Source organism: Thioclava nitratireducens, from assembly GCF_001940525.2.
Lineage (GTDB): Bacteria > Pseudomonadota > Alphaproteobacteria > Rhodobacterales > Rhodobacteraceae > Thioclava > Thioclava nitratireducens.
In genome coordinates, this window is the sequence record NZ_CP019437.1 from 2668084 (window position 1) to 2692765 (window position 24682).

The 24682-nt window shown below is 61.5% G+C and carries 24 protein-coding genes and 1 tRNA gene; 15 read left to right on the forward strand and 10 right to left on the reverse strand.

Annotated elements, in window-relative coordinates; translation table 11 throughout:
- Window positions 1-37 precede the first annotated feature (37 nt).
- The 8 genes from BMG03_RS12660 to BMG03_RS21330 all read left to right on the forward strand — a co-directional run bounded on the left by BMG03_RS12660 (window position 38) and on the right by BMG03_RS21330 (window position 5157).
- Complete coding sequence (locus BMG03_RS12660) at window positions 38-1132, forward strand: tyrosine-type recombinase/integrase (RefSeq protein WP_157771590.1); 1095 nt, start codon at window positions 38-40, stop codon at window positions 1130-1132.
- Between the two features lie 517 nt (window positions 1133-1649).
- Entirely contained in the window at window positions 1650-1808 is a 159-nt protein-coding gene (locus tag BMG03_RS20775) for a hypothetical protein (RefSeq protein ID WP_157771591.1), read from the forward strand.
- 36 nt (window positions 1809-1844) lie between these two features.
- Entirely contained in the window at window positions 1845-2225 is a 381-nt protein-coding gene (locus BMG03_RS12665) for a type II toxin-antitoxin system RelE/ParE family toxin (RefSeq protein ID WP_075777460.1), read from the forward strand.
- On the forward strand, window positions 2222-2524 hold the full coding sequence (locus BMG03_RS12670; RefSeq protein ID WP_075777459.1) for a helix-turn-helix domain-containing protein: 303 nt from the start codon (window positions 2222-2224) through the stop codon (window positions 2522-2524). Before BMG03_RS12665 ends, BMG03_RS12670 begins: the two co-directional genes overlap by 4 nt.
- Before the next feature lie 425 nt (window positions 2525-2949).
- On the forward strand, window positions 2950-3363 hold the full coding sequence (locus tag BMG03_RS12675) for a hypothetical protein (RefSeq protein ID WP_075777458.1): 414 nt from the start codon (window positions 2950-2952) through the stop codon (window positions 3361-3363).
- Window positions 3364-3667: 304 nt separating this feature from the next.
- Window positions 3668-4018 (forward strand): hypothetical protein, encoded by a 351-nt coding sequence (locus tag BMG03_RS12680; protein ID WP_075777457.1) that lies wholly within the window; start codon window positions 3668-3670, stop codon window positions 4016-4018.
- Window positions 4019-4581: 563 nt separating this feature from the next.
- On the forward strand, window positions 4582-4725 hold the full coding sequence (locus BMG03_RS12690) for a hypothetical protein (protein ID WP_167733377.1): 144 nt from the start codon (window positions 4582-4584) through the stop codon (window positions 4723-4725).
- Window positions 4726-4833: 108 nt separating this feature from the next.
- Entirely contained in the window at window positions 4834-5157 is a 324-nt protein-coding gene (locus tag BMG03_RS21330) for a helix-turn-helix domain-containing protein (protein WP_425275169.1), read from the forward strand.
- Here BMG03_RS21330 and BMG03_RS12700 read toward each other — a convergent pair.
- From BMG03_RS12700 to BMG03_RS12710, 3 genes are all read right to left on the reverse strand, one after another.
- Window positions 5152-6311 (reverse strand): IS3 family transposase gene (locus tag BMG03_RS12700; protein WP_244270937.1). Its coding sequence is split into 2 segments (ribosomal slippage): window positions 5152-6062 and window positions 6062-6311, totalling 1161 coding nucleotides; the frame shifts between segments, so codons are not numbered across the junction. The two genes, BMG03_RS21330 and BMG03_RS12700, sit on opposite strands and share 6 nt — an antisense overlap.
- Window positions 6312-6553: 242 nt before the next feature.
- Window positions 6554-8275 carry a site-specific integrase gene (locus BMG03_RS12705; RefSeq protein WP_075777075.1) on the reverse strand — a complete coding sequence of 574 codons (1722 nt, stop codon included), beginning with the start codon at window positions 8273-8275 and terminating at the stop codon, window positions 6554-6556.
- Complete coding sequence (locus BMG03_RS12710) at window positions 8272-10131, reverse strand: tyrosine-type recombinase/integrase (RefSeq protein ID WP_075777074.1); 1860 nt, start codon at window positions 10129-10131, stop codon at window positions 8272-8274. The genes BMG03_RS12705 and BMG03_RS12710 overlap by 4 nt, the downstream gene beginning before the upstream one ends.
- Window positions 10132-10204: 73 nt before the next feature.
- On the opposite strand from BMG03_RS12710, the gene BMG03_RS20780 reads away from it, so the two are divergent.
- From BMG03_RS20780 to BMG03_RS12720, 3 genes are all read left to right on the forward strand, one after another.
- A complete protein-coding gene (locus tag BMG03_RS20780; protein WP_157771592.1) occupies window positions 10205-10471 on the forward strand; it encodes a hypothetical protein in 267 nt (88 codons plus the stop codon).
- A 15-nt stretch (window positions 10472-10486) separates the two neighbouring features.
- Window positions 10487-10660: a hypothetical protein gene (locus BMG03_RS12715; protein WP_157771593.1), complete on the forward strand. Its 174-nt coding sequence runs from the start codon at window positions 10487-10489 to the stop codon at window positions 10658-10660.
- A gap of 446 nt (window positions 10661-11106) precedes the next feature.
- Window positions 11107-11196: transfer RNA gene (locus BMG03_RS12720), tRNA-Ser, on the forward strand.
- 284 nt (window positions 11197-11480) lie between these two features.
- On the opposite strand, the gene BMG03_RS12725 is transcribed toward BMG03_RS12720, so the two are convergent.
- From BMG03_RS12725 to chvE, 7 genes are all read right to left on the reverse strand, one after another.
- Window positions 11481-12998, reverse strand: coding sequence for an aldehyde dehydrogenase (NADP(+)) (locus tag BMG03_RS12725; protein WP_075777073.1), 1518 nt, complete (start codon window positions 12996-12998; stop codon window positions 11481-11483).
- 11 nt (window positions 12999-13009) lie between these two features.
- Window positions 13010-13921 (reverse strand): Gfo/Idh/MocA family protein, encoded by a 912-nt coding sequence (locus BMG03_RS12730; RefSeq protein WP_075777072.1) that lies wholly within the window; start codon window positions 13919-13921, stop codon window positions 13010-13012.
- Entirely contained in the window at window positions 13921-15663 is a 1743-nt protein-coding gene (gene araD / locus BMG03_RS12735) for an L-arabinonate dehydratase (protein ID WP_075777071.1), read from the reverse strand. Before araD ends, BMG03_RS12730 begins: the two co-directional genes overlap by 1 nt.
- An 8-nt stretch (window positions 15664-15671) precedes the next feature.
- Window positions 15672-16658: an AraD1 family protein gene (araD1, locus tag BMG03_RS12740; protein WP_075777070.1), complete on the reverse strand. Its 987-nt coding sequence runs from the start codon at window positions 16656-16658 to the stop codon at window positions 15672-15674.
- Window position 16659: 1 nt separating this feature from the next.
- Window positions 16660-17862 carry a multiple monosaccharide ABC transporter permease gene (gene mmsB / locus BMG03_RS12745; RefSeq protein ID WP_075777069.1) on the reverse strand — a complete coding sequence of 401 codons (1203 nt, stop codon included), beginning with the start codon at window positions 17860-17862 and terminating at the stop codon, window positions 16660-16662.
- A gap of 8 nt (window positions 17863-17870) precedes the next feature.
- A complete protein-coding gene (gene mmsA / locus BMG03_RS12750; RefSeq protein ID WP_075777068.1) occupies window positions 17871-19391 on the reverse strand; it encodes a multiple monosaccharide ABC transporter ATP-binding protein in 1521 nt (506 codons plus the stop codon).
- 79 nt (window positions 19392-19470) lie between these two features.
- Complete coding sequence (chvE, locus tag BMG03_RS12755) at window positions 19471-20526, reverse strand: multiple monosaccharide ABC transporter substrate-binding protein (protein WP_075777067.1); 1056 nt, start codon at window positions 20524-20526, stop codon at window positions 19471-19473.
- 134 nt (window positions 20527-20660) lie between these two features.
- Here chvE and BMG03_RS12760 point away from each other — a divergent pair, with 134 nt between their 5' ends.
- From BMG03_RS12760 to BMG03_RS12775, 4 genes are all read left to right on the forward strand, one after another.
- Complete coding sequence (locus BMG03_RS12760) at window positions 20661-21587, forward strand: LysR family transcriptional regulator (protein WP_075777066.1); 927 nt, start codon at window positions 20661-20663, stop codon at window positions 21585-21587.
- A gap of 115 nt (window positions 21588-21702) precedes the next feature.
- Window positions 21703-22683 carry a Bug family tripartite tricarboxylate transporter substrate binding protein gene (locus BMG03_RS12765; protein WP_075777065.1) on the forward strand — a complete coding sequence of 327 codons (981 nt, stop codon included), beginning with the start codon at window positions 21703-21705 and terminating at the stop codon, window positions 22681-22683.
- Window positions 22684-22686: 3 nt separating this feature from the next.
- Window positions 22687-23130, forward strand: coding sequence for a tripartite tricarboxylate transporter TctB family protein (locus BMG03_RS12770; RefSeq protein ID WP_075777064.1), 444 nt, complete (start codon window positions 22687-22689; stop codon window positions 23128-23130).
- 13 nt (window positions 23131-23143) lie between these two features.
- Window positions 23144-24643 carry a tripartite tricarboxylate transporter permease gene (locus BMG03_RS12775; protein WP_075777063.1) on the forward strand — a complete coding sequence of 500 codons (1500 nt, stop codon included), beginning with the start codon at window positions 23144-23146 and terminating at the stop codon, window positions 24641-24643.
- Window positions 24644-24682 lie beyond the last annotated feature (39 nt).

The window sequence follows — 24682 nt, forward strand, 5'->3', positions numbered from 1 at the left end:
CCCAATTTGTCCAGGACAAGATGGAAGGCACAAACGCTTGGCAAATCCATGGACACCGGTCTGGCAGGAAAAACACGCGACCTGGGCCATCGACTTTCGCGTCGGGTCACGTCGCATCCGCCGAAGACTCCCGGTGCGCGACAAGTCCCAACGCAAGATCGCCGAGAAGCTGGCAGAGAAAATCTATCAATCAGCTTGGCAGAACGAGCTACAGGCGGAAAAAAAGCCGAGGAAGACATCCTTCGTCAAAGCTGCCGAGCTATACGAAGCAGGCGGCGGGGAAGCCCGGTTTCTACCTAAACTCAAGCGTTTTTTTGGACGCGACACTTTCATCGAGGACATCGATGAAGTTCGCATCATGGAAGCTGCTGCGGCTCTATACCCCGAAGCGCGACCCGATACGATCCGACGTCAGGTTCGTGTCCCTATTCGTTCGATACAGAATTTTGCCGCCGGGAAGCGTCGACAGAAGTCCACCGATACGCGGAGAGTTCGATGGCTAAGCCCGGAAGAGGCGGAAAGGATGCTCCAGGTTGCCAGCGACCCTCACGCAATCGGTCTGCGTGATCCCCGACGCGAGACCCTGCGCAAGATCGCCTTCATGCTCGGCACCGGTGCGGGGCCCGGAGAGACGATGGCGCTCGATGGAAAAGGTTGGAACCCCGCCACACGAGAGTGGTGGCTGCCGGGCACTAAGACGACGTTTAGACCGCGCTTTGTCTTCTTGCCGCAGCGCGCGCTTGAGCTTGTCGGCGAGATACCGGCCAGCGGACCGGCCTTCCCTGCTCCGAATGGCTACCCCTACAAACTTCATGCAAACCGGGGAGCTCAGATGGCGGTCGCCTTCGGGAAGGTGCGCGATGCGGCCGGTTTAGGCACAGACGTCGTCCCCTACACGCTTCGCCATACTTGGGCGACCTGGTTTTACGCTCAAACCAAGGACTGGGCCGCTTTGCTCGATTATGGTGGGTGGGGACGCTCAGACACCGCAAATCGTTACAGGAAGATCGCGCCAAAAGACCTGGCGAACCAGCTTCTTGCCTATGGTTGGGACTTTCGGCCCGAGGAAAGTGAGCCTGTTCGTTTCGGAGAGCTGGTATCGGTTCGGTTTCGCCCGGAAGAACCGGACTGATCTTCGTCTTGTGCTCTACAACCGCGTTAGGCTCAAATTCTTCATGAAGCGAAGCACATAACTGCTCCCCGCCTTGGCCGCCCGGTTTGTCGAGGGCAGCATGCCTGGGGATCGCTTTCTGAACAGAGTGGGCGGTCTGCGTCTGGAGCGGCTCCCCGACCTCACCGGTAACGACGAGCGAGATGGACGACCTTTTCGCCCGGGCTTCACCCTTTCCCCAGGACCAATGCGAACCATTTCATCAATGCAGCTTTCAAAATCACCCTCAAGATGCGCCTGGCTCGTTCCGGCTTTTGGGACACAAATGCAACGGATACCGAGGAAAACCTCGTTAGCCGTCTGATCTTTTATACAAGGAAAATTCGGCGCCGGTTAGAGGCATCTCGGGAGATTTGTCCCGGCGCAACACATAGCAGAAAAAATTGTTTCGGGACTTCGGGGTAGGAGAAACCGGCCAACATCCCGTGTGGTCTTGGAGGCCATTTTGACAGAGAAATACCGAAAGATCGGAGATCGAATGGTCAAGAAGATCCAGCCGCTGAACCTTCAGCAAGCCTACCCTGCTTTCCGAGAGGATTTCAACCTCAACACATGCGGCGACGCAGCACCTTCGTCGACTTCGTTCTCGATCGTCACCTGTCGCAGATCTCGGTCGAAACCGTCGACCGCTGATTGAAATGGACAAGTGTAACACTAAGTGTTAGAGAGACGCGTGAGAGTATTTGTTGGAAAGGCGTTCAGAAAGTGGGCCGGCTCCGAAGCGATATCGGACGGCGACCTCTGTGCGGCGGCAAAGGAGGCTTTTGACGGCAATGTCGAAGCCGACCTTGGCGGCTACCTCTTCAAGAAGAGGATCGCGCGCACAGGCGGAGGCAAGTCGGGTGGTTTCCGGACCATCATCGGCTTCCGGAAGAAGAAATCTGATCGGATCTTCTTCCTCTACGGCTTTCCGAAGAGCAGTCGATCGAACATCACGCGCCGGGAAAAGGACGCCCTCTCGGTCAACGCCAAAGCGCTCATCGAGGCCGATGACAGACAGATCAAGGCGCTGAAGGCGAAGGGCACCATCGCAGAGCTGGAGTGCAAGGCATGAGTGACATTCTGGATATGGCCCACGACATGGCGAAGGACCTGCACGAGGTCGGCGCCATGGACGACATCACCATGCGCGTCATGGATCGGATCTGCGTTCCGAAGAAACCTTCCTTCACGCCGGCCAGGATCAAGAAGATCAGGGCCAAGAGCCGTATGAGCCAGCCCGTTTTTGCCCAGTTTCTCAATGTCGCCGCGACGACGGTGGCTCAGTGGGAACAGGGCAAGAAATCCCCGGGCGGCTCCTCGGCGAGGCTGCTCGATGTCATTGATCGAAAAGGCATCGAGGCCATCATCTGAACTGGCGCCGGAAAACCCCCGAATCATCGACCGACAAGACCGCGACGCTACGCCCCCTCGGAATGGAGAAGGCCGAGAGACAAATCGTTTCTCGGCCTTCATGTCCCAAATCCCGGAATGAGCCAAGATGCGCCGGACGACTGACAATTTTTTCCTTGTGAAGGCCTCGGCCGGTCGCGCGCGGGTTTCAGGGCGTGACGCGTCTTTACCAGCTCGCCACAAGACCGCTACAGAGCGGCTCCGCGTCGCGGCGATTAGGAGAACTTTTTTCTTCGTCTCGCGACCTGTTGGCCAATCTCCATATTGAGAAACGAAAAGCAGCCCTTCAGCTCAGGGGCAGACCGAGAAAGGCATCCAGACACGAGTGACCGGACAGGCTTGAAAGCTGCCACGACTGGCAGTCGCGCAACAAAAGGAGAACCACCATGCTGCGCACGCTCCCCAACCGGACCCTGTCCACTGAACCGCAACTTAGCGCCGTTCGCGCCCATTTCGCCGAGCACGGCACCGCCCTGTGCAACGCGGCGAAGCTCATCGACGGCGATGCTGGAACTGCTCGCGTTCTACGCATTATGTCCAGCCTGCGCGAAGCATCGCGTCTCGACCGGACGACTCGGCGTAAGCTCGTAGACCTTCATCGTCTCCTGTCGTTGGATCCTTTTATGGACGCATGCGAGCCCGATTTTTCGTGTTGCGTCCTTCTCGACCCCGAAAGCCCTGGAGTAGAAGAGCTTTGCCTCCTCACCGACCAGCTATTCGAGCTATTAGTCGAAATTGGGGAGCTCGATGAAGACCACGAGGCAGTCGCGCTCGCCCTCCCTGCAGAGGACGCAGCCTGACACGGTGCGCCGGCCATATGCAGGCTGCACGGCCGGCGCCATACGCCGAGGAATGAGCAAAAGATCCACTCCGAAAGCTTACTACAGCTTTGTCGGCACGGCTCGAGACCCAAGATGGAGCGTCCTGAAAATTTCTTTCTCGTCGCCCCAATGAACGATAGCCATTCCTTCCACGAACAAGAAGTCCGGCGCGAAACAGACGACAGGACCAGTTCGGTTCGAACGACCTCCCCTGATGCACCCGCAGTGAAGCCGAAGAATAGGCACCCACCACCGTTGCTGCTACGCATAAAGGAAGAAGATCATGGTCAACATCACCAACCTCGAAACTACAGAGGCCCGTCACGCGGCCGTATACACCGCAGAGCAACACCTTCGTCGTCACGGCGCGAGTCTCTGCGACCTGCTCGACGCGCTCGATGATAAAAGCGGGTTCGGAGCTCTTTGCGACCTGCACAGCGCATTCGGACAGCCGATCGCCGATCCCGATATCGTCGAAAGGGCGCTGCGGGACATTCACCGAGTTCTTGCGGGTCAGGCACCTTCGGCACTCGAACGGATCTCTCGAGAGAGGGGCCTACACGCCAACGACATGACGCGCTGGCATGGCGCGCGCATCAGCGAAATAATCGCCCGGTTTCGCCATGGGGACTGAGACCGCGGCGAGCTGTGACACACTGGAGCGGGATCTCCGCGATGTAACGCTTTGGCTTATTGAAACGTACGGCGTAGCCCCCATCCACGTCTCGGTTGAACGGCACTTCCCGCAAATCGACCGAGATCTCGCGGGCATCGCCGTTATGCTCCTATCCAGTCCTCCACCAGGGCTGATTGAAGCGGCGCACGAAGCATTTCTCGCGCTCGGCTACGTTTTCGAAAGTTGGGCTGCGGACATCTACGTCCATCAATCCAGCAGAGACACGCATTCGAAACACGACGCCATTCAGGCCTATGCGCGCGTCGAAAATGCGCTGCGAATCTGGCGATCGGCATAGAGAAATCAGATGTGCCTCGCAAAAGGGCGGCTATTGCCGCCCTTTTTTACGACCTTCGTTCCTTGGCCCAAGGCGTAAAAAATTTTTCACAGATTTGCGCGAAAACGCAATACAATCACAGTATGCCGAAGTATGCGTATTTATGACGATCGCGCGGGTTCAATCAGTGACCTGGCCAAGCGATTAAGTGTCCATCTTCAACCAGATGCCGATGGAGCACACGATGAAAAAACCGAACCACGCCGCCGACATGAAGAACGCAAACAAAGGCACGCCTGGACAGAACCAGACCCATGCCAAGAATGAGGGCAATCGGGGCAAGCAATTGAACCCAAACCAGCGCCCATCCGATCCCAAAAAGGCATGAGAACGTTGGTGGGGTGCACTGTACCCCACCAACGATAGTAGAAAGAAGAGCAGAATGTCATCAAAGGGACCAGAGTACGAGCAGACACAGAAGCTCGTGAACATCGCAATGAAGTCGGGAATGACTCAAGACGAGATCGCGAAGCTATGCCGCGTCGACCAATCGACGGTTAGCAGGTGGAAAAGGAATGAACGCCGCGCCAAGCTGCACCAGGTTACTCCCCTGCTCCAGCGTTTCGGGGAAAGGATGGAGCGACCACCCTTCCAGCTGTATCGGCGGACCAATACGCGCGACTCGGGCACCTCTGTCTCGCAGTTCCTTAAGGTGGACGGCCGCCTCTTATTACGAGAAGCCTATGACAATACACAGGATCGGAAGCCAGGCTGCGCAATAGACCGAGTGACCTGCCCCCCTTGGGGCCCTCGTTCATAACGAGAGTCTGCAGGTTTGAGATTGGTAGTCGGATCGGTTGTTGTGGGCAAGCGCGCCGGGCGCGGAGCCCTCAAATTGCTCAAGCGTCCGGCGCGCTTCGAGCGGCGTCTGGTTTCCCAGAGACGAGTGCGGTCTGACGGCGTTGTAGTCGTAGCGCCAGAGCGCCAACTTGCGCCGGGCATCGTCCAGTGTGTCGAAGATCTCCTCGTTTAATAATTCGTCGCGCAGGCTTCCGTTGAAGGACTCGATGAACGCGTTCTGCTGCGGCTTGCCGGGGTCGATGTAGTGCCAGGGAATGGCGTTCTGGTCGGCCCATCTCAGGATGGCCCGGCTGGTGAACTCCGTCCCGTTGTCGCTGACAATGCAAGCAGGCTTTCCGTAGATCCGCACCAGCGCATCGAGTTCACGGGCAACACGCTTGCCCGATATACTGGTATCGGCGACCAGGCACAGGTTCTCTCTGCAACAATCGTCGATCACGGCCAAAATACGGAACTTGCGCGAGGCGCCGAAGCTGTCCGCCAGGAAGTCGAGCGACCAGCGCGCATTGGGATGCGCCGCCGCAGGCATCGGCGTGCGTGACCCGCGAGCCCGCTTGCGTCCACGCCGTCGCTTCACCGATAGCCCTTCCTCGCGATAGAGCCGATACAGCTTCTTGTGGTTCATGGTCATGCCCTTGCGCTCAAGCAGGATGCCGATCCGGCGATAGCCAAACCGGCGCCGCTTCCCGGCGATCTCCTTCATCTCCTCGCGGATCTCGGGGCAGTCCGGCGGGCGTGTGCGCCGGACCGTCTTGGGGTCGACACCGACAAGCTGGCAGGCCCGACGCTGCGAGATGTCATGATCCCGCATCGCCCTGAGCGCCGCCTCTCGCCGCCTGGTCAATGTCGTCAGTTCTTTCCCAGCAGATCCTTCAGAACCACGTTGTCGAGCATGGTGTCGGCCAACAGACGTTTGAGCTTGGCGTTTTCGTCTTCGAGCGCCTTCAGCCTGGCTGCCTCGGAGAGCTCCATGCCACCATACTTGGCCTTGAACTTGTAAAAGGTCGCCGGGCTGAGGCCATGCCTGCGGCACACATCAGCTGTCGGCATGCCTGCCTCCTGCTCCTTGATCATCCCAATAATCTGCGCCTCGGTGAAACGGCTTTTTCGCATTCGTCTGCTCCTTCAGAGTTGGCGCAGACTCTACACTACGTTGAGGGATCCCGCGGGGGGCAGGTCAATTCCAGCTTCCGGCGGCCCAAGGATAAGCCGCAGCGCAACTGACCGCTAACCTCTCAATTCGGGTTCATGGGAACGAGATCTCAGAAAACCGCACCTGGGTGTCACTCCTGCGCGCGGGGTCCAGCACGGATGGCGGCGCGCCATAATCGGAAGTGGAAATGGCGAATCCATGATCACGGTGCAGCTTCCCCACGGCCTCGATCGTCGATCACTTCAGCAAGAGCAGTGATGCCTTGCGAGAGCCGTAGCTTGGATGCAAGGAATTCGTATTCTTTCTGGGAGATTATCGCACCGTGCTGCAGAATGATGGAAATCGCGGCCCGATCGGCACCATTCTCAATGAGGTGGTCGGCCCAGACGGTCCGAAAGATGTGGGGTGAGTACCCGACCAACTCTTTAATATTTGATGTGAGCAACCCCTTCGAAAGCGGAAGTCCAGTCTTCCAGTCGGCCCAGAGCGCCCGACCCGCTCTCTCCGAATAGACTTGCCAGAGGAAACTTTCGTTTGCGCCCTGAAGCAATCCCGCGTCAAGGACCTGAGTGATTTCGGATGGAAGATGCAGCGGCTCGACATGTTCGCCGGTCTTTTGCGTATCTAAGCCTGACAGACACCAGCCCCCAAGAAGTCGGACCAGTTCATGTCCGTACCTCAACCTGACGAGGTCAGACCTGCGTAAGGGATAGCTGCAGAGCAAAGCCACAATCGCGGCCGCGTTCAATAACCGCGTGCGGCTCTTGACCGGAACGTTTTCCGACTCGCGAACAAGCAGAACTGCTTTCGCAAAGAGCTCTGGCAAGGTCGTGGGACGCTCGGCCAAATGCCTTTCCTTTCGTTTTGGCTCCTTCTTGGCTTCCAAATGATAGTCACTGGCATCTGCCAAAAGGTCGGCGCGCAACTGCGCATCTTCTACAAAATCAGCAAGCGTTTCGAATGTCCGAGCGATATAGATCGCGCTCCATCCATTGCCCTTCTCCAATTTGTCACCTTCCTCAGACCGCAGCACCTGAAAATTCTTAGTACGGCAAGCTTTGAACTGCGCATGCGCGTGCTGGGCAAAAATATCGATTGCCTCCCTGTCCAATGCGAACGATCGACCTACGGCCTTGAGCGTTCTCTCGAGTCGCATGAGAACACCGCGCTGCTCAGCCCTCTTCGTGTCAGAATAAGCTCGTCCTTTACTTCCAGGCTTTTTCTGCCGCGCCGCGCCGACCAATTCCGCAATTTCGCGACTGGCGGTGCGCGTCGACCGCGCGACAACAGAGCTGTTCGGCCTTAGTGATCTCATCGCGGCTCGCAACCTATTCGCATCAGGAGAACCCGGCAGAAACAAATCGATCATGGCTGCCGCCTTTCCCAGCTCATCGCAGCAATGCTTGCTCGTAGGCGGATACCGCCAAAACGCGGCAAGTATGTTCGGAGCTGCCGCCGGAAGCGAACCCAGCCGATCGATAACCCTCAGATAATGATCCAGTGACTTGAGTTCTTGGCGCGTGATCTCGCCCCGTTGCAGCGCACGGTGGGCGAGAACCTCCACCTCGCGCGGAACGTGCCGTGCCATTAGCATCTCATACCCAGAACGCCTGTCGCGAAAAAACTCCAACAGATCGTCACGAATGATCTTGTCGTTCCGTTTGCGCGCGACGCCGACCAGCTTATTCGCATAAGCATTTGCAATGCACCAACTCAGCTCGCATCTCATCGAATGGCGATGCGCAACGATGGCATCACAGGAAAGGAAACGCTTACCCGCTGTCGCACAATAATCGATATGGCGCACAGCCGAATTGAAAAGATGGCTGTGTCCAAGTTTCGTTTTGATTTCTCTCGCCGCCGCCTCGTATTCCTTTTCCCACTCCTGCGGCCATGAGGGCGGAATTCGATGTTTGTTGGTCATAGTTCGAGTTCCCGATAGATCGTTGCAACCTCGTCGATGGCTTTCTGGCGCAAACGGCTACGGTTGATGTAGATGTAGTTCTTGATGACTGTCTGCTCGCTAATGCCAAGCAGTTCGGCGATCACCTCAACGGGAATGCCCCGCGCATAGAGGATCGACCCTGCGAGGTGCCGCACCATGTGAGCATCAAGACCAAGGCCGGCTTCGGCGGTATATCGCTTGTACTTTCGAGCCATCGGCTCGCGGGTCAACCCGGCGAACAGTAGATGCCTCGACCTGTTGGCACCTCGAACCTTGTGTTCGAGCACGAGATGATGAACTTTCTCGAGATACCACTTAAGTACTGCGCTCGGGTCGAGCGTTCGCGAAGGCAATAGAGGAACACCGGAAAAAAGTTTTCCGTTCTTTACAATGTATCCTGGAATATCGACCCGGATAGGATTTCTCGGATCGCCCGACTGGATGAGATGTGGCGTTTTGCCAAACGCCGTGAGTTGGATCACACTGTCCAGACGAAGAGGAAAACGTGTAGTGATCATCGTTTTAACCGCAAGTATTGCGAGATCCAGTCCCCTGCCCTGGAGCGCCGAAAGCCGGCCTTTCCCGGCGGCCGGGCCGATTTTGTCCCAGCGATCGATCAGGTCCACGGCCTCAGAAAAGAAGCGCTCCGGCATACCATAAAAAATGCGCTGTAGTTCTGGACTTTCAACGAATTTCAGCGCTATATCCCGCTTCCACTTGGCTTTATCTGTTTCAAAATTCTCGGGATTATTGAGAATATCGTAGTCGAAGAAACCCGGGCCAATTTCAGACTTGTATCCTTGAAAAATAGTATCGAGGAAATTGATAACTATTTTGATTCTGGTTCCGCGGGTTTCCCCCTGTGTGCTGCGCTGAATCGCGCCTGCCGCATCGAGGTCTGCGATTTCTAACAATAACGACGGCACAGCCACTTGACGCCATGGGAAGGGTCGATTTTCCCTCACAAGCCCGGCAACCACCAAACCGTGATGGAACCAGTTAATTGCCTGACGGATGGATTTCGCGCGCTTTTCTCCAATACGACCATGCGTTGAGATCGCGAAGTCCTCCAAGCCGAGCCGCGCTCGTTTTGTGCCCTCGCATAAATTCTTGATGTAACGATCCCTTGCCTCGGCAAACTCCGGATGGACCTCTGGTGTCCTCCACTGTCCAGCATAGAATACGTCGGACAGATCGCCGAACCGGCAAGGTGGCAGGACATCGCGTGGAACCTTACCAGAGTCACTAAGTTTGTCTATGCGCGCAGCTGCTTGCCGTATTGTAGAAGCCCTTCCGGCAGTCGATATTGCTATCTGGTTTCTGACCCAATCCGGTGTTGCCTTGTTCACATCGATATCTGCTTCGCGGCAAAGCCCGATGAACGAGGCAATCGGGATTGTTTCGCTACCCGTAAGAAGCGGCTGGCCATCGACGCCAATCCCGATCACCTTGAGTAACCGCGCACCGGCGTCCTTCTTGGAATTGATAGCACAACGCGATTGACGCTGTCCGGAAACATGCTCGAAGAACCGCTTGACGTTAGATTGCCAAGTGTAAAAGGACTCATAGTTCTTGAAACCGCAATTCACCGGAAAGCTTTTTGCCCGCTTGTAGGGGGCGACAAGCCGCATCAGCTCCTCGGGATCGCAGATTATCATCCCCGAATGGTTTTCTGGCGTAATCTTTGGGTACACCCGCGCGGCAGTGGTCAGCGATCCACGAATTTTCTTCCAGGTGCTTTCCCGCCAAGGATTGACGAGGATGCCGGCCTCAAAGGCGCCAAGGCTTTCTTCGAGAGACACACCTCTCTTGTCCAAGTCTGTCAGGCTGGTCATTGCTGTGGTTCTCCTTCCAAGGTGGGGGTGGACGCTACACGGAAGAGCGTCCTCCGCCGCGTTGGACTGCCGAATGACTAAAAATTTGGGTGATGAGGCATCGAGGGTGACGAATGACGAAAACACCCCGGCGGATTTCCCAGATAAATCCGCCGGGGTGTTTTCGTCATCCTGGTCCAGTGACGCAGATATTGGCCAATGCGCAAAAACGTCGTCATTTGCCCTCCACGCGCCGACGGTGGCAGGCTTCGATGCGTTCTATTTCGGAGATCGTCGGCCGGAAGAGCCAGCGATGGCCGATCTTGATGCCAGGTCGTCCGCGGCCATCCCTTGCTCTTGAACGATGCGTCTCTGGATGGTGCGGCCGAAGGTGGTCATCAAGCATCTCAAGGTCCTCGATGCTCAACAGCGGAGCGGCGAGCACCTTGCGGTCCTCATCGGCCCCGAGAGCCCAAGCCGCGATTGGCTCGGCGAAACCCTCAGCTTTAAGCAGGTCGAGGAGACTGAAGGCTGGATGCCCCTCATCTGAGATGCTCGTCAATCCAAGCTTCTTCCTGTAGCGGTCAACCGTCGCGCGACTGCATCGCCAACGGCGTTGTATATCCCGGTTCCACAAAACTGGTGGCGGGTGCACAGCGAGCATTCTGGCGAGCTGTCGAGTGCCATTCCGTCCTTCTTCGGGTGTATGAGTCATCTGAACATCTCCTTCCAGGAAGGAGATCGGTTCGTGCGTACAACTGCGGTAAGAATATTCTCGGTCGCAGTAAAACGCTTGGCCTGTGTCGTGATTTGGTCTTCTCGACAGAACTGAAGCCGCTTTCGCCGTAAGGGAAATTGACCAAATCTTGCCCAAACTCGGTGCTTTCCAGTGCATTTCCATGCACTTTGAGCAGATTTAAGGGGGTGGAGAGTTTTTTGCGATGAAGGGCAGTTTCGCCTTGTAACCCCCACGTTTCCTTGGCTATACGCGTCGACGGAGACGTGGCCGAGTGGTCGAAGGCGCTCCCCTGCTAAGGGAGTAGGCCCGGAAGGGTCTCGAGGGTTCGAATCCCTTCGTCTCCGCCATCACACATTCCAGTTATGCCTGCCGGGTTTCGGCCAGGCGATTGGTCGGCCCAAATTCCGCGAGAGCGGCAGAGCCACGCGGTCCCGCTTCGTCTCCCTCACCTTTGCATTTCAATGGCATAGCTCACCCGGCGCGTCTGATCGCGGTCCTTTACCAACGCCGGCCTTGAAGACCCGAGCCCAAGCAAAGAACTACCTGCGCATCCGAACGACATTCGGCCCGGCGATCTGCTCGCCGGGCCGAATGCCATTTCGCTAAGCCCTGCCCGAACCGGCGGGCCTCCTCAGCCCTGAAGGTCTTCGGGCAACAGCACCTCGGGGATGTTCTGATAGCAGACCGGGCGCAGGAAGCGTCTGATCGAGAGCGTGCCAACGCTGGTCGCGCCGAAATTGGTCGATGCGGGATACGGCCCGCCATGCACCATCGCGTCGCAGACTTCGACACCGGTGGGGAAGCCGTTCGCCAGCACCCGGCCCGCCTTGCGCTCGAGCACCGGCAGCAGGCGGCGGGCGAGATCGGCGTCGGCGTCATCCATCTGCAAGGTCGCGGTCAGCTGGCCCTCGAAGCTGCGTGCGACCTTCACCATTTCGTCGGCATCCTTGACGGTCACGATCAGGCCGAGCGGGCCGAACACCTCCTCGGAGAGAGCCGCGTTCTCCAGCCAGTCGGCGGCGGAGACGCGGAACAGGTAGGGCTTCGCCTCGCGCCGGTCGCAGACCTGGGTCAGCAGCTCCTGCACGCCGCCGGATTCCTGCATCCGCGCCGCGCCCTTGCGATAGGCTTCGGCGATGCCGTCGGTCAGCATGACCTGCGCGCCGCTCGCCTCGAGGGCGGCCAGCGCGGATTTGACGAAGGCTTCACCCGCGTCGCCCTCCATCACCACCGCGATGCCGGGATTGGTGCAGAACTGGCCCGCGCCCATGGTGAGCGAGGCTGCCCAGCCGACGCCCAGATCCTCGCCGCGCGCCGAAGTCGCTTCGGGCAGCAGGAACATCGGGTTGACCGAGCCCAGCTCGCCGAAGAACGGGATCGGCTCGGGACGCTGGGCGCACAAATCGTAGAGCGCCTTGCCGCCCGCCAGCGATCCGGTGAAGCCCACGGCCTTGATCCGCGGGTGCTGCACCAGCGCCTGCCCCACATCATGCGAGCCACCCTGGACGAGGCTGAACACGCCCTTGGGCATGTTGCATTTATCGGCCGCGGCCTTGATCGCTTCGGCCACGATCTCGCCGGTGCCGGGATGCGCCGGATGGCCCTTCACGACGACCGGGCAGCCCGCCGCGAGCGCCGCGGCTGTGTCGCCGCCCGCGGTCGAGAAGGCCAGCGGGAAGTTCGACGCGCCGAAGACCGCGACGGGGCCGATCGGACGCTGGATCATCCGCAGATCGGGGCGCGGCAGCGGCTGGCGGTCGGGGAGTGCTTCATCGTGACGCCGGTCGAGGTAATCGCCCTTTCGGATATGATCGGCAAAGAGGCGCAACTGGCCAACGGTTCGGCCGCGCTCGCCGTTCAGGCGCGCCTCGGGCAGACCGCTTTCCTGCGTCCCGATCTCGGTGATCGCCTCGCCGCGGGCGTCAATCTCGTCGGCGATGGTGTCGAGGAATGTCGCCCGGGTCTCGCGGCTCGAATAGCCATAGTCCCAGAACGCCTCCTCCGCCGCCTCGCAGGCAGCATTCACCATCTCGACCGTACCCATGCAGAACTCATGCGACGGCCCTTCGACAGGCTCCGATGTGAATTTCGGCTCGGTCTCGATCCAGTCGCCTGCGATCAGATGCTTGCCATGCGGGGTATAGGTCATTTCGGTATCCTTCAGAATTCGAAGTCTTCAACAGCGGTGCGGCGGCCCAGCAGGAACGCGTCGGCCACATGCACCATCGGCGCAAGATCCACATCGGATGCGCCTTGCCGCACCAGCCCTGCCATGCGGGCGTAGAGCGCGGGGTATTCTTCCATGATGCTCTCGGCACCCTCGGCTTTCGTACCGCCGATCTCAAGCACATTGCCGCCCAAACGCAGCGCCATCGCCCCGGCATCGGTGTCGATCTCGATATCCCAGGTCTGCGGGCCTTCCTGACGCCAGTCGAAATCCGCCTCGATGGAGCCGGTGAAGCTCAGCCGCGCGGCGATGGGGGCCTGCCGGTTGGCGGGAAATTCCAGCTCTGCCGCCGTAAGGTGAACCGGCGCGGGAAGAATTTCGGTCAGGATCGAGAGTGCGTTGATGCCCGGATCGAAGACGCCCATGCCACCGGGCTCGAACACCCATTCCTGCCCGGGATGCCATTTGCGCACGTCCTCGCGCCAGATGATCCGGCCCGAGTGAACCTTGCGATCCGCGAGCCATGATTTGGCGGCCGCCACCGCATGGGCCATGCGCGAATGCCATGTCGCGAACAGCGTGAGGCCCCGCGCGGCGGCCATCGCCTCGAGCGCATGCACCTCGGCCAGGGTCGCGCCGGGCGGCTTTTCGAGCATGACATGCCGCCCGGCCTCAAGAGCTGCACGCGCCGCGAGGAAGCGCGGCACGGGCGGCAGGCAGAGGCTCACAACTTCGATTTCGGGATGGGAGGAGAGCATCTCCTCGATCCGGGTGTAGGCTGGCACCCCCTCGACCGTGCCATGCCGCGAAACCGTCGCTGCCAGTTCCCAATCCGGGCTGGCGGAGATGGCGGGCACGTGTTGATCCAAGGCGATCTTGCCGATGCCGACGAGCGCGAGTTTCATCAGTGACTGTCCTTTCCGACCGGGTTGCCGCGGCAGCCGACGAGGAAATCGAGGTCCGCCCCGGTATCCGCGCCCATCACATGCGCCTGATGCAGCCAGGCATAGCCACCTTCCGGCCGCTCATGGCTCGGCTGCCACTTGGCAAGCCGCTCGGCCAGTTCCGCGTCCGAGATTTCGAGCGTCAGGCTGCGGTTCGGCACGTCGAGCGCGATCATGTCGCCGTTCTGCACGACCGCCAGCGGACCACCGGCGGCGGCCTCGGGCGAGGTGTGCAGCACGACCGTGCCGTAAGCCGTCCCCGACATCCGTGCGTCCGAGATTCGCACCATGTCGGTGATGCCCTTCTTCAGCACTTTCGGCGGCAGGCCCATATTGCCCACCTCCGACATGCCGGGATAGCCCTTGGGGCCGCAATTCTTCAGCACCATCACGCAGGTCTCGTCGATATCGAGCGCGTCGTCGTTGATCTTCGCCTTGTAGTCGTCGATATCCTCGAAGACGACGGCGCGCCCACGGTGGGTCAGAAGATGCGGGCTCGCGGCGGAGGGTTTGAGCACCGCCCCTTTCGGCGCGAGATTGCCGCGCAGCACCGCGATGCCGCCCTGATCGGTCAGCGGCTTGTCGGCGGGCAGGATCACGTCCTCGTTCCAGTTCACGACGTCCTTGACCTCGTCCCAGATCGCCCCGCCCGACACGGTCAGCGCGTCCTTGTGCAGCTGCCCCGCCTCGCCGAGACGCTTCAGTACGACCGGCAGACCGCCCGCGTAGAAGAATTCCTCCATCAGGTATTTGCCCGATGGCATCAGGTTCACGATGGTCTTCACATCGCGCCCGCAGCGGTCCCAGTCGTCGAGCGTGACATCGACGCCGACCCGGCCCGCCAGCGCCAGCAGATGCACCACCGCATTGGTCGAGCCCCCGATCGCGCCATTGGTGCGGATCGCGTTCTCGAAGGCCTGCTTGGTCATGATGTCAGAGGGCTTCAGATCGTCCTTCACCATCTGCACGATGCGCCGCCCCGAAAGCTGCGCCATCACGCGGCGGCGGCTATCCACCGCCGGGATCGCGGCATTGCCCGACAGCGCCATCCCGAGCGCTTCGGCCATGCTCGCCATCGTGCTTGCCGTGCCCATCGTGTTGCAGGTGCCCGAGGAGCGCGACATCGAGGCTTCGGCTTCGAGGAACTCTTCCTGCGTCATCTCGCCCGCCTTCACGGCTTCGGAGAATTTCCACAGATGCGTGCCCGAGCCCACGCGCTCGCCCCGGAAATAACCGTTCAGCATCGGACCGCCAGTGACGACGATGGACGGGATATCGCAGCTCGCCGCCGCCATCATCAGCGATGGCGTGGTCTTGTCGCAGCCCACCAACAGCACCGCCCCGTCCATCGGCTGGCCACGGATGGTCTCTTCGATCGCGAGGGCCGCGAGATTGCGAAACATCATCGCGGTCGGGCGGAAGGTGTTCTCGGAGGCCGAGAAGACCGGCACTTCGACCGGGAAGCCACCGGCCTCCCAGATGCCCGCCTTTACCTTCTCGGCCAGCTCGCGCAGGTGGCCGTTACAGGGCGTCAGATCGGACCATGTGTTCAGGATGCCGATGATCGGGCGACCGTCGAATAGGTCATGCGGATAGCCTTGGTTCTTCATCCAGCCGCGGTGGTAGATCGTGTCGCGCGTATTGCCGCCATACCATTCCTGCGAGCGCAGTTTGCGGGGCCAGGGGGCGGGGGTGAAAGCCATGTCGGACCTCAGAGGCTGGCGACGGCCACGGGGGCCGACGCGTCGGAATTGCGGGCGAGCGGATTGCGGAGCGCGAGACCGAACTGTGGGCATTCGATCTCGAAGACGTCCCCCGGCTCGGCGCTGATCCCGTCGGCGAAGCTGAGCGTGGCGGTGCCGAAGAAATGCACATGCACATCGCCCGGATCGCGGAACGGCGCGTATTTGAAGTGATGATGTTCGAGATTGGCGATTGTGTGGGACATGTTCGCCTCGCCCGACAGGAATGGCTTTTCCCAGAGCGTTTCGCCACCGCGCAGGATGCGGCTGGTGCCCTCGACGCTGTCCGGCAGATCGCCCACCAGCATCTCGGGACCAAAGCTCGCCGGGCGCAGCTTGGAATGGGCGAGCCACAGGTAGTTCCCGCGCTCGGTGACGTGGTCGGAGAACTCGTTGCCCAGCGCGAAGCCCACGCGGACCGGCTGCCCGTCGGGCGCGATGACGTAGAGCCCCGCGACCTCCGGTTCCTCGCCACCGTCGAGCGCGAAGTTCGGCGAGGTCAGCGCAGCGCCCGGCGCGACAGCGGCCAGACCGTTGCCCTTGTAGAACCACTCGGGCTGCACACCCACGGAGCCAGCGGCGGGCTTGCCGCCCTCCAGCCCCATGCGGAACATCTTCATGCTGTCGGTCATCTCCTCGGTGACCTTGGTGTGCATCGCGTCGCGGGTGGAGGCGGAGCCCAGATGGGTCAGCCCCGTCCCCGTCAGATGCAGATGCGCGGCAACGGGATGATCGAGCGGCACCAGCATGCGCCCCTCGGCATAGGCGGCCTCCAGGTCCACCTCGTCCCCCTGCCCGCGCGCGGCGATCTCGGCAGCCAGATCATGTCCGGCGGCGATGGCGGCCAGTGCCAGATCGCGCGTGGTGGAGACACCCGGCACCAGATGCGCGGGGCCGTCTTCACGCACGGCCACGGCGCGCGATCCGTCGGCAAGGGTCAATTGCGAGAGCAACATCTCAGGCTTCCTTGTTCTTGTTGTAGACATCGAAGAAGACCGCGGCGAGCAGCACGAGCCCCTTGATGACCTGTTGGTAATCGATGCCGATCCCGAGGATCGACATGCCGTTATTCATCACGCCCATGATGAAGGCGCCGACGACCGCGCCGATGATCTTGCCCGAGCCGCCCGACATCGAAGCGCCCCCGATGAAGACCGCCGCGATCACGTCCAGCTCCACCGCGAAGCCCGCTTTCGGCGTGGCGGTGTTCAGGCGGGCGGCAAAGACGAGACCGGCGAGCGCGGCCAGCAGGCCCATGTTCACGAAGGTCAGGAAGGTCAGCCGCTCGGTGCGGATGCCCGACAGCTTGGCAGCCTTCGCATTGCCGCCCACCGCGTAGACCCGGCGGCCCAGCGTGGTGCGTTCGGTGACGAAGACGTAGATGATCGTCAGGATCACCATCGATAGCAGCACGTTGGGCAGGCCGCGGAACCATGCGAGCTTCCATGTCACGAAGAGAAGGGCTGCCGCGACGATGGCGTTGCGCAGCACGAAAAGGCCAAGGGGTTCACCCTCGATCCCGTAGCGCGCATCGCGGGAGCGCGCACGGACGCCAAGCCACACCAGCAGCACGACCGCGGCGACACCCACCGCCAGCGCCAGCGAATTGGGGCGGCCCACGCCGAACGGGTCAGCGATGAACCCGGTCGAGAGCGCCTGGAACGATTTCGGGAACGGCCCGATGGACTGTCCTTCGAGCAGCCAGAGCGACAGACCGCGGAACACCAGCATCCCCGCCAGCGTCACGATGAAGGACGGGATCTTCCAATAGGCCACGAAATAACCCTGCACCGCGCCGATCGCCATGCCCATGACGAGGCACGCCGGGATCGCCACCGCGACCGGCAGGTCCATAGACACGATCAGCACGGCGGCGAAGGCCCCGATGAAGCCCATGACAGAGCCGACCGAGAGGTCGATATTGCCCCCCACGATCACCAGCAGCATGCCCAAGGCCATGATGATGATGTAGCTGTTCTGCAGGAACAGGTTGGTGATGTTGACCGGTTTGAGCAGCGTGCCGCCCGTCACGATCTGGAAGAACAGCATGATCGCGATCAACGCAAACAGCAGTCCGTATTCGCGGATGTGGCGCGCGATATAGGCGCCGATCCCAAGGCCACCGGAGGGCTCGGAATTCGCTTGTTCGATCTGGTCCATGACTTTTCCTATTCCCTAACGATCAAGGACATGATGCGCTCCTGGCTGGCCTCGTCGGCGTTCAACTCGCCCACGAAACTGCCCTCGTTCATCACATAGATTCGGTCGGACATGCCCAGGAGTTCCGGCATCTCCGAAGAGATCATGATGACGGCCTTCCCGGCCGCGCTCAGTTCGTTGATGATCCCGTAGATTTCGTATTTCGCACCGACATCGATGCCGCGCGTCGGCTCGTCGAGGATCAGCACCTCCGGCTCGGTAAAGAGCCATTTCGCGAGCACGACCTTCTGCTGGTTGCCGCCCGAGAGGTTCATCACCTTCTGAAACACCGAAGGCGTGCGGATATTGAGGTCGCGGCGGTATTTCTCGGCCACCTCGGTTTCGCGATAATCCTCGACAACGCCGTTCTTCGCCACCGCGCCGAGATTGGCCAGCGTGGTGTTGCGCTGAATGGTCTCCTCGAGGATCAGCCCGAGGCTCTTGCGGTCCTCTGTGACATAGGCGAGCCCAGCCGCGATGGCGCGGTCGACGGTCGAGACATCGGCGGGCTTGCCGTGGATCAGCACCTCGCCCGAGATGTCGCGCCCGTAGCTGCGCCCGAAGACGCTCATGGCAAGTTCCGTGCGGCCCGAGCCCATCAGCCCCGCGATGCCCACTACCTCGCCGGCACGGACATGCATCGACAGGTCGCGGATCATCTGGCGGTCGCGGTGTTCGGGGTGGCGCACGTTCCAGTTCTTCAGCTCGAACAGCACCTCGCCCGCGCGCCGTTCCCGGTCGGGGAAGCGATGCGCCATGTCGCGGCCCACCATGTCGCGCACGATGCGGTCTTCGGTAAGATCGCCGCCGCGCGCGTCGATGGTGGAGATCGTGGCCCCGTCGCGGATCACGGTCACGCTGTCGGCCACGCGCTTCACCTCGTTCAGCTTGTGGCTGATGATGATCGAAGTCACGCCCTGCGCCTTCAGCTCCAGCAGCAGATCGAGGAGCGCCTGGCTGTCGGATTCCGACAGGGCCGCAGTCGGCTCGTCGAGGATCAGCAGGCGCACGTTCTTCGACAGAGCCTTCGCGATCTCGACAAGCTGCTGCTTGCCCACGCCGAGGCTGTCGACCAGCGTTCCGGGCGCCTCTCGCAGCCCGACCTTCTTCAGCAGGCCCTCGGTCTGCTGGAAGGTTTCCTGCCAGTTGATCACGCCGCTCTGGGCGCGTTCATTGCCGAGGTAGATGTTCTCGGCAATCGACAGAAGCGGCACGAGCGCCAGCTCCTGGTGAATGATGATGATGCCGCGATCCTCGCTGTCGCGGATGTCGCGGAATTCGGCAGCGGCGCCGTCATAGACGATCTCGCCCTCATAGCTGCCTGCGGGATAGACGCCTGAGAGCACTTTCATCAGGGTCGATTTTCCCGCGCCGTTCTCGCCGCAGATCGCGTGGATTTCGCCCTCGCGGACCGCGATCGAGACGTCGTCGAGCGCTTTCACACCAGGAAAGGTCTTGGTGATGTTGCGCATTTCAAGAAGGGTGGTCATCCGACCTCTCCGGCGTCAAATCGGGGGGAATTGGCCGCCCCGAAGGGCGGCCAGCGTGGCAAGTCGGGGCAGGCCCGGCTTACTCGATCTGATCTTTGGTGTAGTAACCGGAGTCGATCAGAACCTTTTCCCAGTTCGATTTGTCCACCGGCACCGGCTGGAGCAGGAAGGACGGGATCACCTTGACGCCATTGTCATAGGTCTCGGTGTCGTTGATCTCGGGCTCGCCGCCCTTGAGCATCGCGTTGACCATACCGACGGTGACTTTCGCCAGTTCGCGGGTGTCCTTGAAGATGGTCGAATACTGCTCGCCCGCGAGGATCGATTTCACCGAGGGGATTTCGGCGTCCTGACCGGTGACGATCGGCATCTTCATGTCGCCGGACCCGTAGCCCACGCCCTTGAGCGAGGACAGGATGCCGATCGACAGCCCGTCATAGGGCGACAGAACCCCTTGCACCTTCTTGTCGGTGTAGTTGGCCGAGAGCAGGTTATCCATGCGCGCCTGTGCGACCGCACCGTCCCAGCGCAGCGTGCCGACCGTGTCCATGCCCATCTGGCCCGAGGGGATCACGATATCACCCGAGTCGATGAGCGGCTGCAGCACCGACATCGCGCCGTTGTAGAAGAAATAGGCGTTGTTGTCGTCCGGCGAGCCGCCGAACAGCTCGACATTCCACGGCTTCTGATCGGGGAAACGCTCTTCGAGGCCCTGCACCAGAGAATTGGCCTGCTCGACGCCGACCTTGAAGTTGTCGAAGGTCGCGTAATAGTCGACATCCGGGGTGTCGCGGATCAGGCGGTCGTACGCGATGACCTTGATATCGGCGGCCTTCGCGTTGGCCAGCGCGTTCGACAGTGTGGTGCCGTCGATCGCGGCGATCACCAGAACGTCCACGCCCTTGGTGATCATGTTCTCGACCTGGGCGAGCTGGTTGGGAATGTCGTCTTCGGCGTATTGCAGATCGGTGTCGTAGCCTGCGGCCTGGAACTGCTCGACCATCGAGTTGCCGTCGGAAATCCAGCGGGCCGACGATTTGGTGGGCATCGAGATGCCGACAGTTTCGGCCCAGGCGCCGGTCCCGAGCAATGCGGTGCCGATCGCCAGCGCTGCGGCGGCGGTTTTGATTTTCATGGTGTCCTCCCTATGACGGTGCGCGGTCCGTCGATCTCCTCGCGCAGCCCGATACCGGGCGTGGAAGAGACACTAGCAATGTCGGTGCATGATGATAAAATTACATTCAACGCGATCTGCATACCAATATTGATATGTCACTTTCCCACCTGATGTTGAAACCGGCGCAGCTGCGCCTGATCCGCGCCGTCGCTGAATCCGGCCAGTTGCAACTCGCCGCCGAAAGCTGCGCGATGACCCAGCCGGCCGCGTCGCGGATGCTGGCCGAGGTGGAGCGCCGCGTCGGCGCCCCCCTCTTCAACCGTCTGCCCACCGGGATGGAGCCGACCGAGATCGGGCTCACCGTCCTGCGCCGCGCCCGCGCGGTTCTGCGCGAACTGGAGAGCATGAGCTCCGACATCGAGGCGCTGCGCCACGGCCACGCAGGGCGGGTGCGGATCGGCGCGGTGACCGGCCCGGCGGTGGGCTATCTCGTGCCCGCGATCCGCGCGATCAAGCGCGCCTCGCCCGAGACCGACATCTCCGTGGAGGTTCTGCCTTCGCGCGATCTTCTGGGCTATCTCGCGGCGGGGGAGATGGATTTCATCCTCGCCCGGGTTCTGCCCGAATTCGACAGCGCACTGTTCGACATCACGCCGATGCGCGACGAGAAGGTCGTCTTCCTCGTGCGCTCCGATCACCCGCTGGCCCGCGCGCCCATCGTGACGATGACCGAGCTGGGCGAGTATGAATGGATCATGCAGCAGCGCGGCGCGCCGATCCGGGAGGCCACCTTCGAGGCTTTCGCCGCGCTCGGCCTGTCCGAGCCGCGCGATTGCGTGAACAGCCCCTCGCTTCTGTTCACCATCGCCTATCTCGCGCAGAGCGACGCGGTCGCCTCGGTCTCGGAAGAGGTCGCGCAACTGCTGATCCGCGCGCCGGTGAATGCGAGCTTCAAGATCCTGCGGATGCACCATCAGCTAAGCGTGTCGCCCTATTACCTGCTCTGCCTCAAGCGGCGCCCGCTGTCGCCACTCGCGCTCAGACTGCGCGACGAACTGTTGCGGCTGGCGGCGGAGTAGCAGCTGCGCCGATGCCGACCAATTTCCGGTAACGCCTTGCCAAGCCCAGAACATTCCGCAATCTTGCGCGCGATTACGGGCATTTTTGCCAAATATGACTCCGGGAGGCTCTACCATGATCATTTCGCGTCGCGCGGCCCTTTTGGGCGCTGCCGCTGTTTCGCTTTGCAAGCCCGCTCTGGCGCAGAATGCCGACTGGCCGAGCCAGCCGCAGCACGTATTCGTGGGCTTCCCCGCGGGCTCTTCGCCCGACCTGCTGGCACGGATCGTGACCGAGCCACTGGCCGACAAGCTGGGCCAGCCCATCGTGATCGAGAACAAGCCCGGCGCGGGCGGCGTGATCGGCATCCAGCAGATGCTGAACGCGCAGGATCAGAAGAACACCTTCGCCACCACGATCAACGGCCCGCTGACCACCGCACCGCGCCTGACGCCGAATCTCGGCTATGACGTCGCCAAGGATATCGCGCCGGTCACGCTGATCGCGACCTCGCCGCTGGTGCTTGTCGTGGCTGCCGATTTCCCCGCCGACGATCTCGCGGGCTTCGTGAAAGCCGCCGGGAAAGAGCCCGAGGCGCTGGCCTACGGCTCGGTCGGCAAGGGCTCGGGCGCGCATCTGACGGCAGAGCTGTTCTCCGACCGCGCCGGCGTCGAGATGCTGCATATCCCCTTCACCTCCTATGCCGAGGTCACCACCGCGATCATCGCGCACGAAATCGATTGCGGCTTCATGGCGCCCTCGGCTGCGATGCAATATGTCGAGGCGGGCAAGCTGAAGATCCTCGGCATCACCTCCGAGAAGCCGTTCGCGCAGGCCCCGGGCGTCCCGGTCATGGCGGGTCAGGCCGGTCTGCCCGACGATTTCCGCGCCGAGCTGTGGAACGCCTTCATCGCCCCCGCTGGGACGGATCCTGCGATCATCGACACGCTCAACACCGATATCAACGCGATCCTCGCGGATGACGCCGTGCAGAAGCGGCTGCTGGACATGGGCTGGCAGGCGGCTGGCGGCTCGCCCGAGGATCTGAAACAGCGCATCGCCGAAGACACCAAGGTCTGGGGCGCGGTGCTCGACCGGATCGACGCGAAGAACTGATCGATGAAGCGCGACATTCCTGATTTGGCGGGTGGCGTCCTTCTGGCCGCCATCGGCCTCTTCGTCACCCTCTACGCGGTGGATCACTACGAGATCGGCTCGCTGCGCCGGATGGGACCGGGGTTCTTCCCGGCGCTTCTTGGCGGCGTGCTGGCGGTCTTGGGGGTGATGATCGCCCTACCCGCCCTCGCCCGGCGTGGTGAGGCGATCCGCATCGCGTGGAAGGAATGTCTCGCGGTGCTGGCGGCGATCCTCGTCTTTGCCGCGGGCCTCGACCGCGTGGGGCTGGTGCCGGTGACGTTAGCCAGCGTACTGATCGCGACGCTGGCCGCTCCCGACCGCCGGATCGGCTGGCGCATCGCGCTCGCGATCGTCGTCACGCTCCTGTCGGTCGCGGTGTTCTCCTTTGGATTGAAAATGACCGTCCCGCTCTGGCCGGGACGATGAGAGGCATCTGGCTATGAGCGGTTGGGACGGGTTCCTTCACGGGCTGAGCGTCGCGGCGCAACCCGACGTGCTGATCTATTGCGTCTTCGGCGTGCTCCTCGGAACCTTCGTGGGCGTCCTGCCCGGGATCGGCGCGATGGCGACGATCTCGCTGCTGCTGCCGATCACCTATTACCTGTCGCCCGAGGCGGCGCTGGTGATGCTGGCCGGGGTCTATTACGGCTCGCAATATGGCGGCGCGGTAGCCTCGATCCTGCTACGCCTGCCCGGGACTCCACAATCGGCGGTGACAACGCTCGACGGCTATCCGCTGGCCCAGAGCGGCCGCGCGGGCGTGGCGCTCTTCACCTCGATGATCTCCAGCTTCTCCGGCTCGATGATCGGGATCGTCGTGTTGATCCTGCTGTCGGGCGCGCTGGCGCGGGCAGCGATCGCCTTCGGTGCGGCGGAATATGCCGCGATGATGATCCTCGGCCTCGTCGCCGCCTCGACGGTGGGGGCGAAATACCCCGCCAAGGGGCTGGCGATGGTGGTGCTGGGGCTGATCCTCGGCTGCATCGGCACCGATGTGAATTCCGGCGTTCAACGTTTCACCTTCGGCCAGACCGAGCTGATGGACGGCGTCAACCTCGTGGCGCTCGCAATGGGCCTGTTCGGGGTGGCCGAGGTGATCGCCAATATCCACGTCGCCGAGCGTACCGGCGTGCCGCCCCGCGTCGCGCTGCGCGAGCTGTTGCCCAGCCGGGCAGAGCTGCGCCGCATCCCCTTCCCCGCCCTGCGCGGCGCCAGCCTCGGCAGCTTCTTCGGCGCGCTGCCCGGCACCGGTTCGACGATCTCCTCCTTCCTCGCCTATGCTGCGGAACGCCGGATTTCACGCCGACCCGAGCAGTTCGGCACCGGCGCGATCGAGGGGATCGCGGGGCCCGAGGCCGCCAACAACGCCGCCGCGATCAGCGCCTTCGTCCCCACGCTCGCGCTTGGCATCCCGGGCGATCCGATCATGGCGCTGATGTTGGGCGCGCTGGTCATTCACGGCGTGCAGCCCGGCCCACTGATGCTCGATGCAAGGCCCGACATGTTCTGGGGCCTGATCGCGAGCTTCGGCATCGGCAACCTGCTGCTCCTGATCCTGAACCTGCCGCTGATCGGCATCTGGGTGTCGATGCTGCGTATCCCGTTCCGCTGGCTCTATCCGGCGATCCTGATTTTCGTCTGCCTCGGCGTCTATTCGGTGCGCGGATCTAGCTTCGACATGTTCGCCGTCGCCGCGATCGGGTTGGTGGGCTACGCGCTCTCGCTGGCCCGGTTCAACCCGGCGCTTCTGCTGCTGGGCTTCGTGCTGGGCCCGCTGATCGAGACCAACCTGCGCCGCGCCCTGCTCATCGCCCGCGGCGACCCGATGGTCTTTCTCGAGCGCCCGCTCGCCGCGGCTTTCATGATCGCAGCTGCGGGGCTGATCGTGATGTCGCTGGTGCAGGTGATCCGGCGCCGCGCGCGTTCAGTCGGCGGCTGATAGCCCACCGTGCAAGCTCGGCACGAAAGGCGAACATTT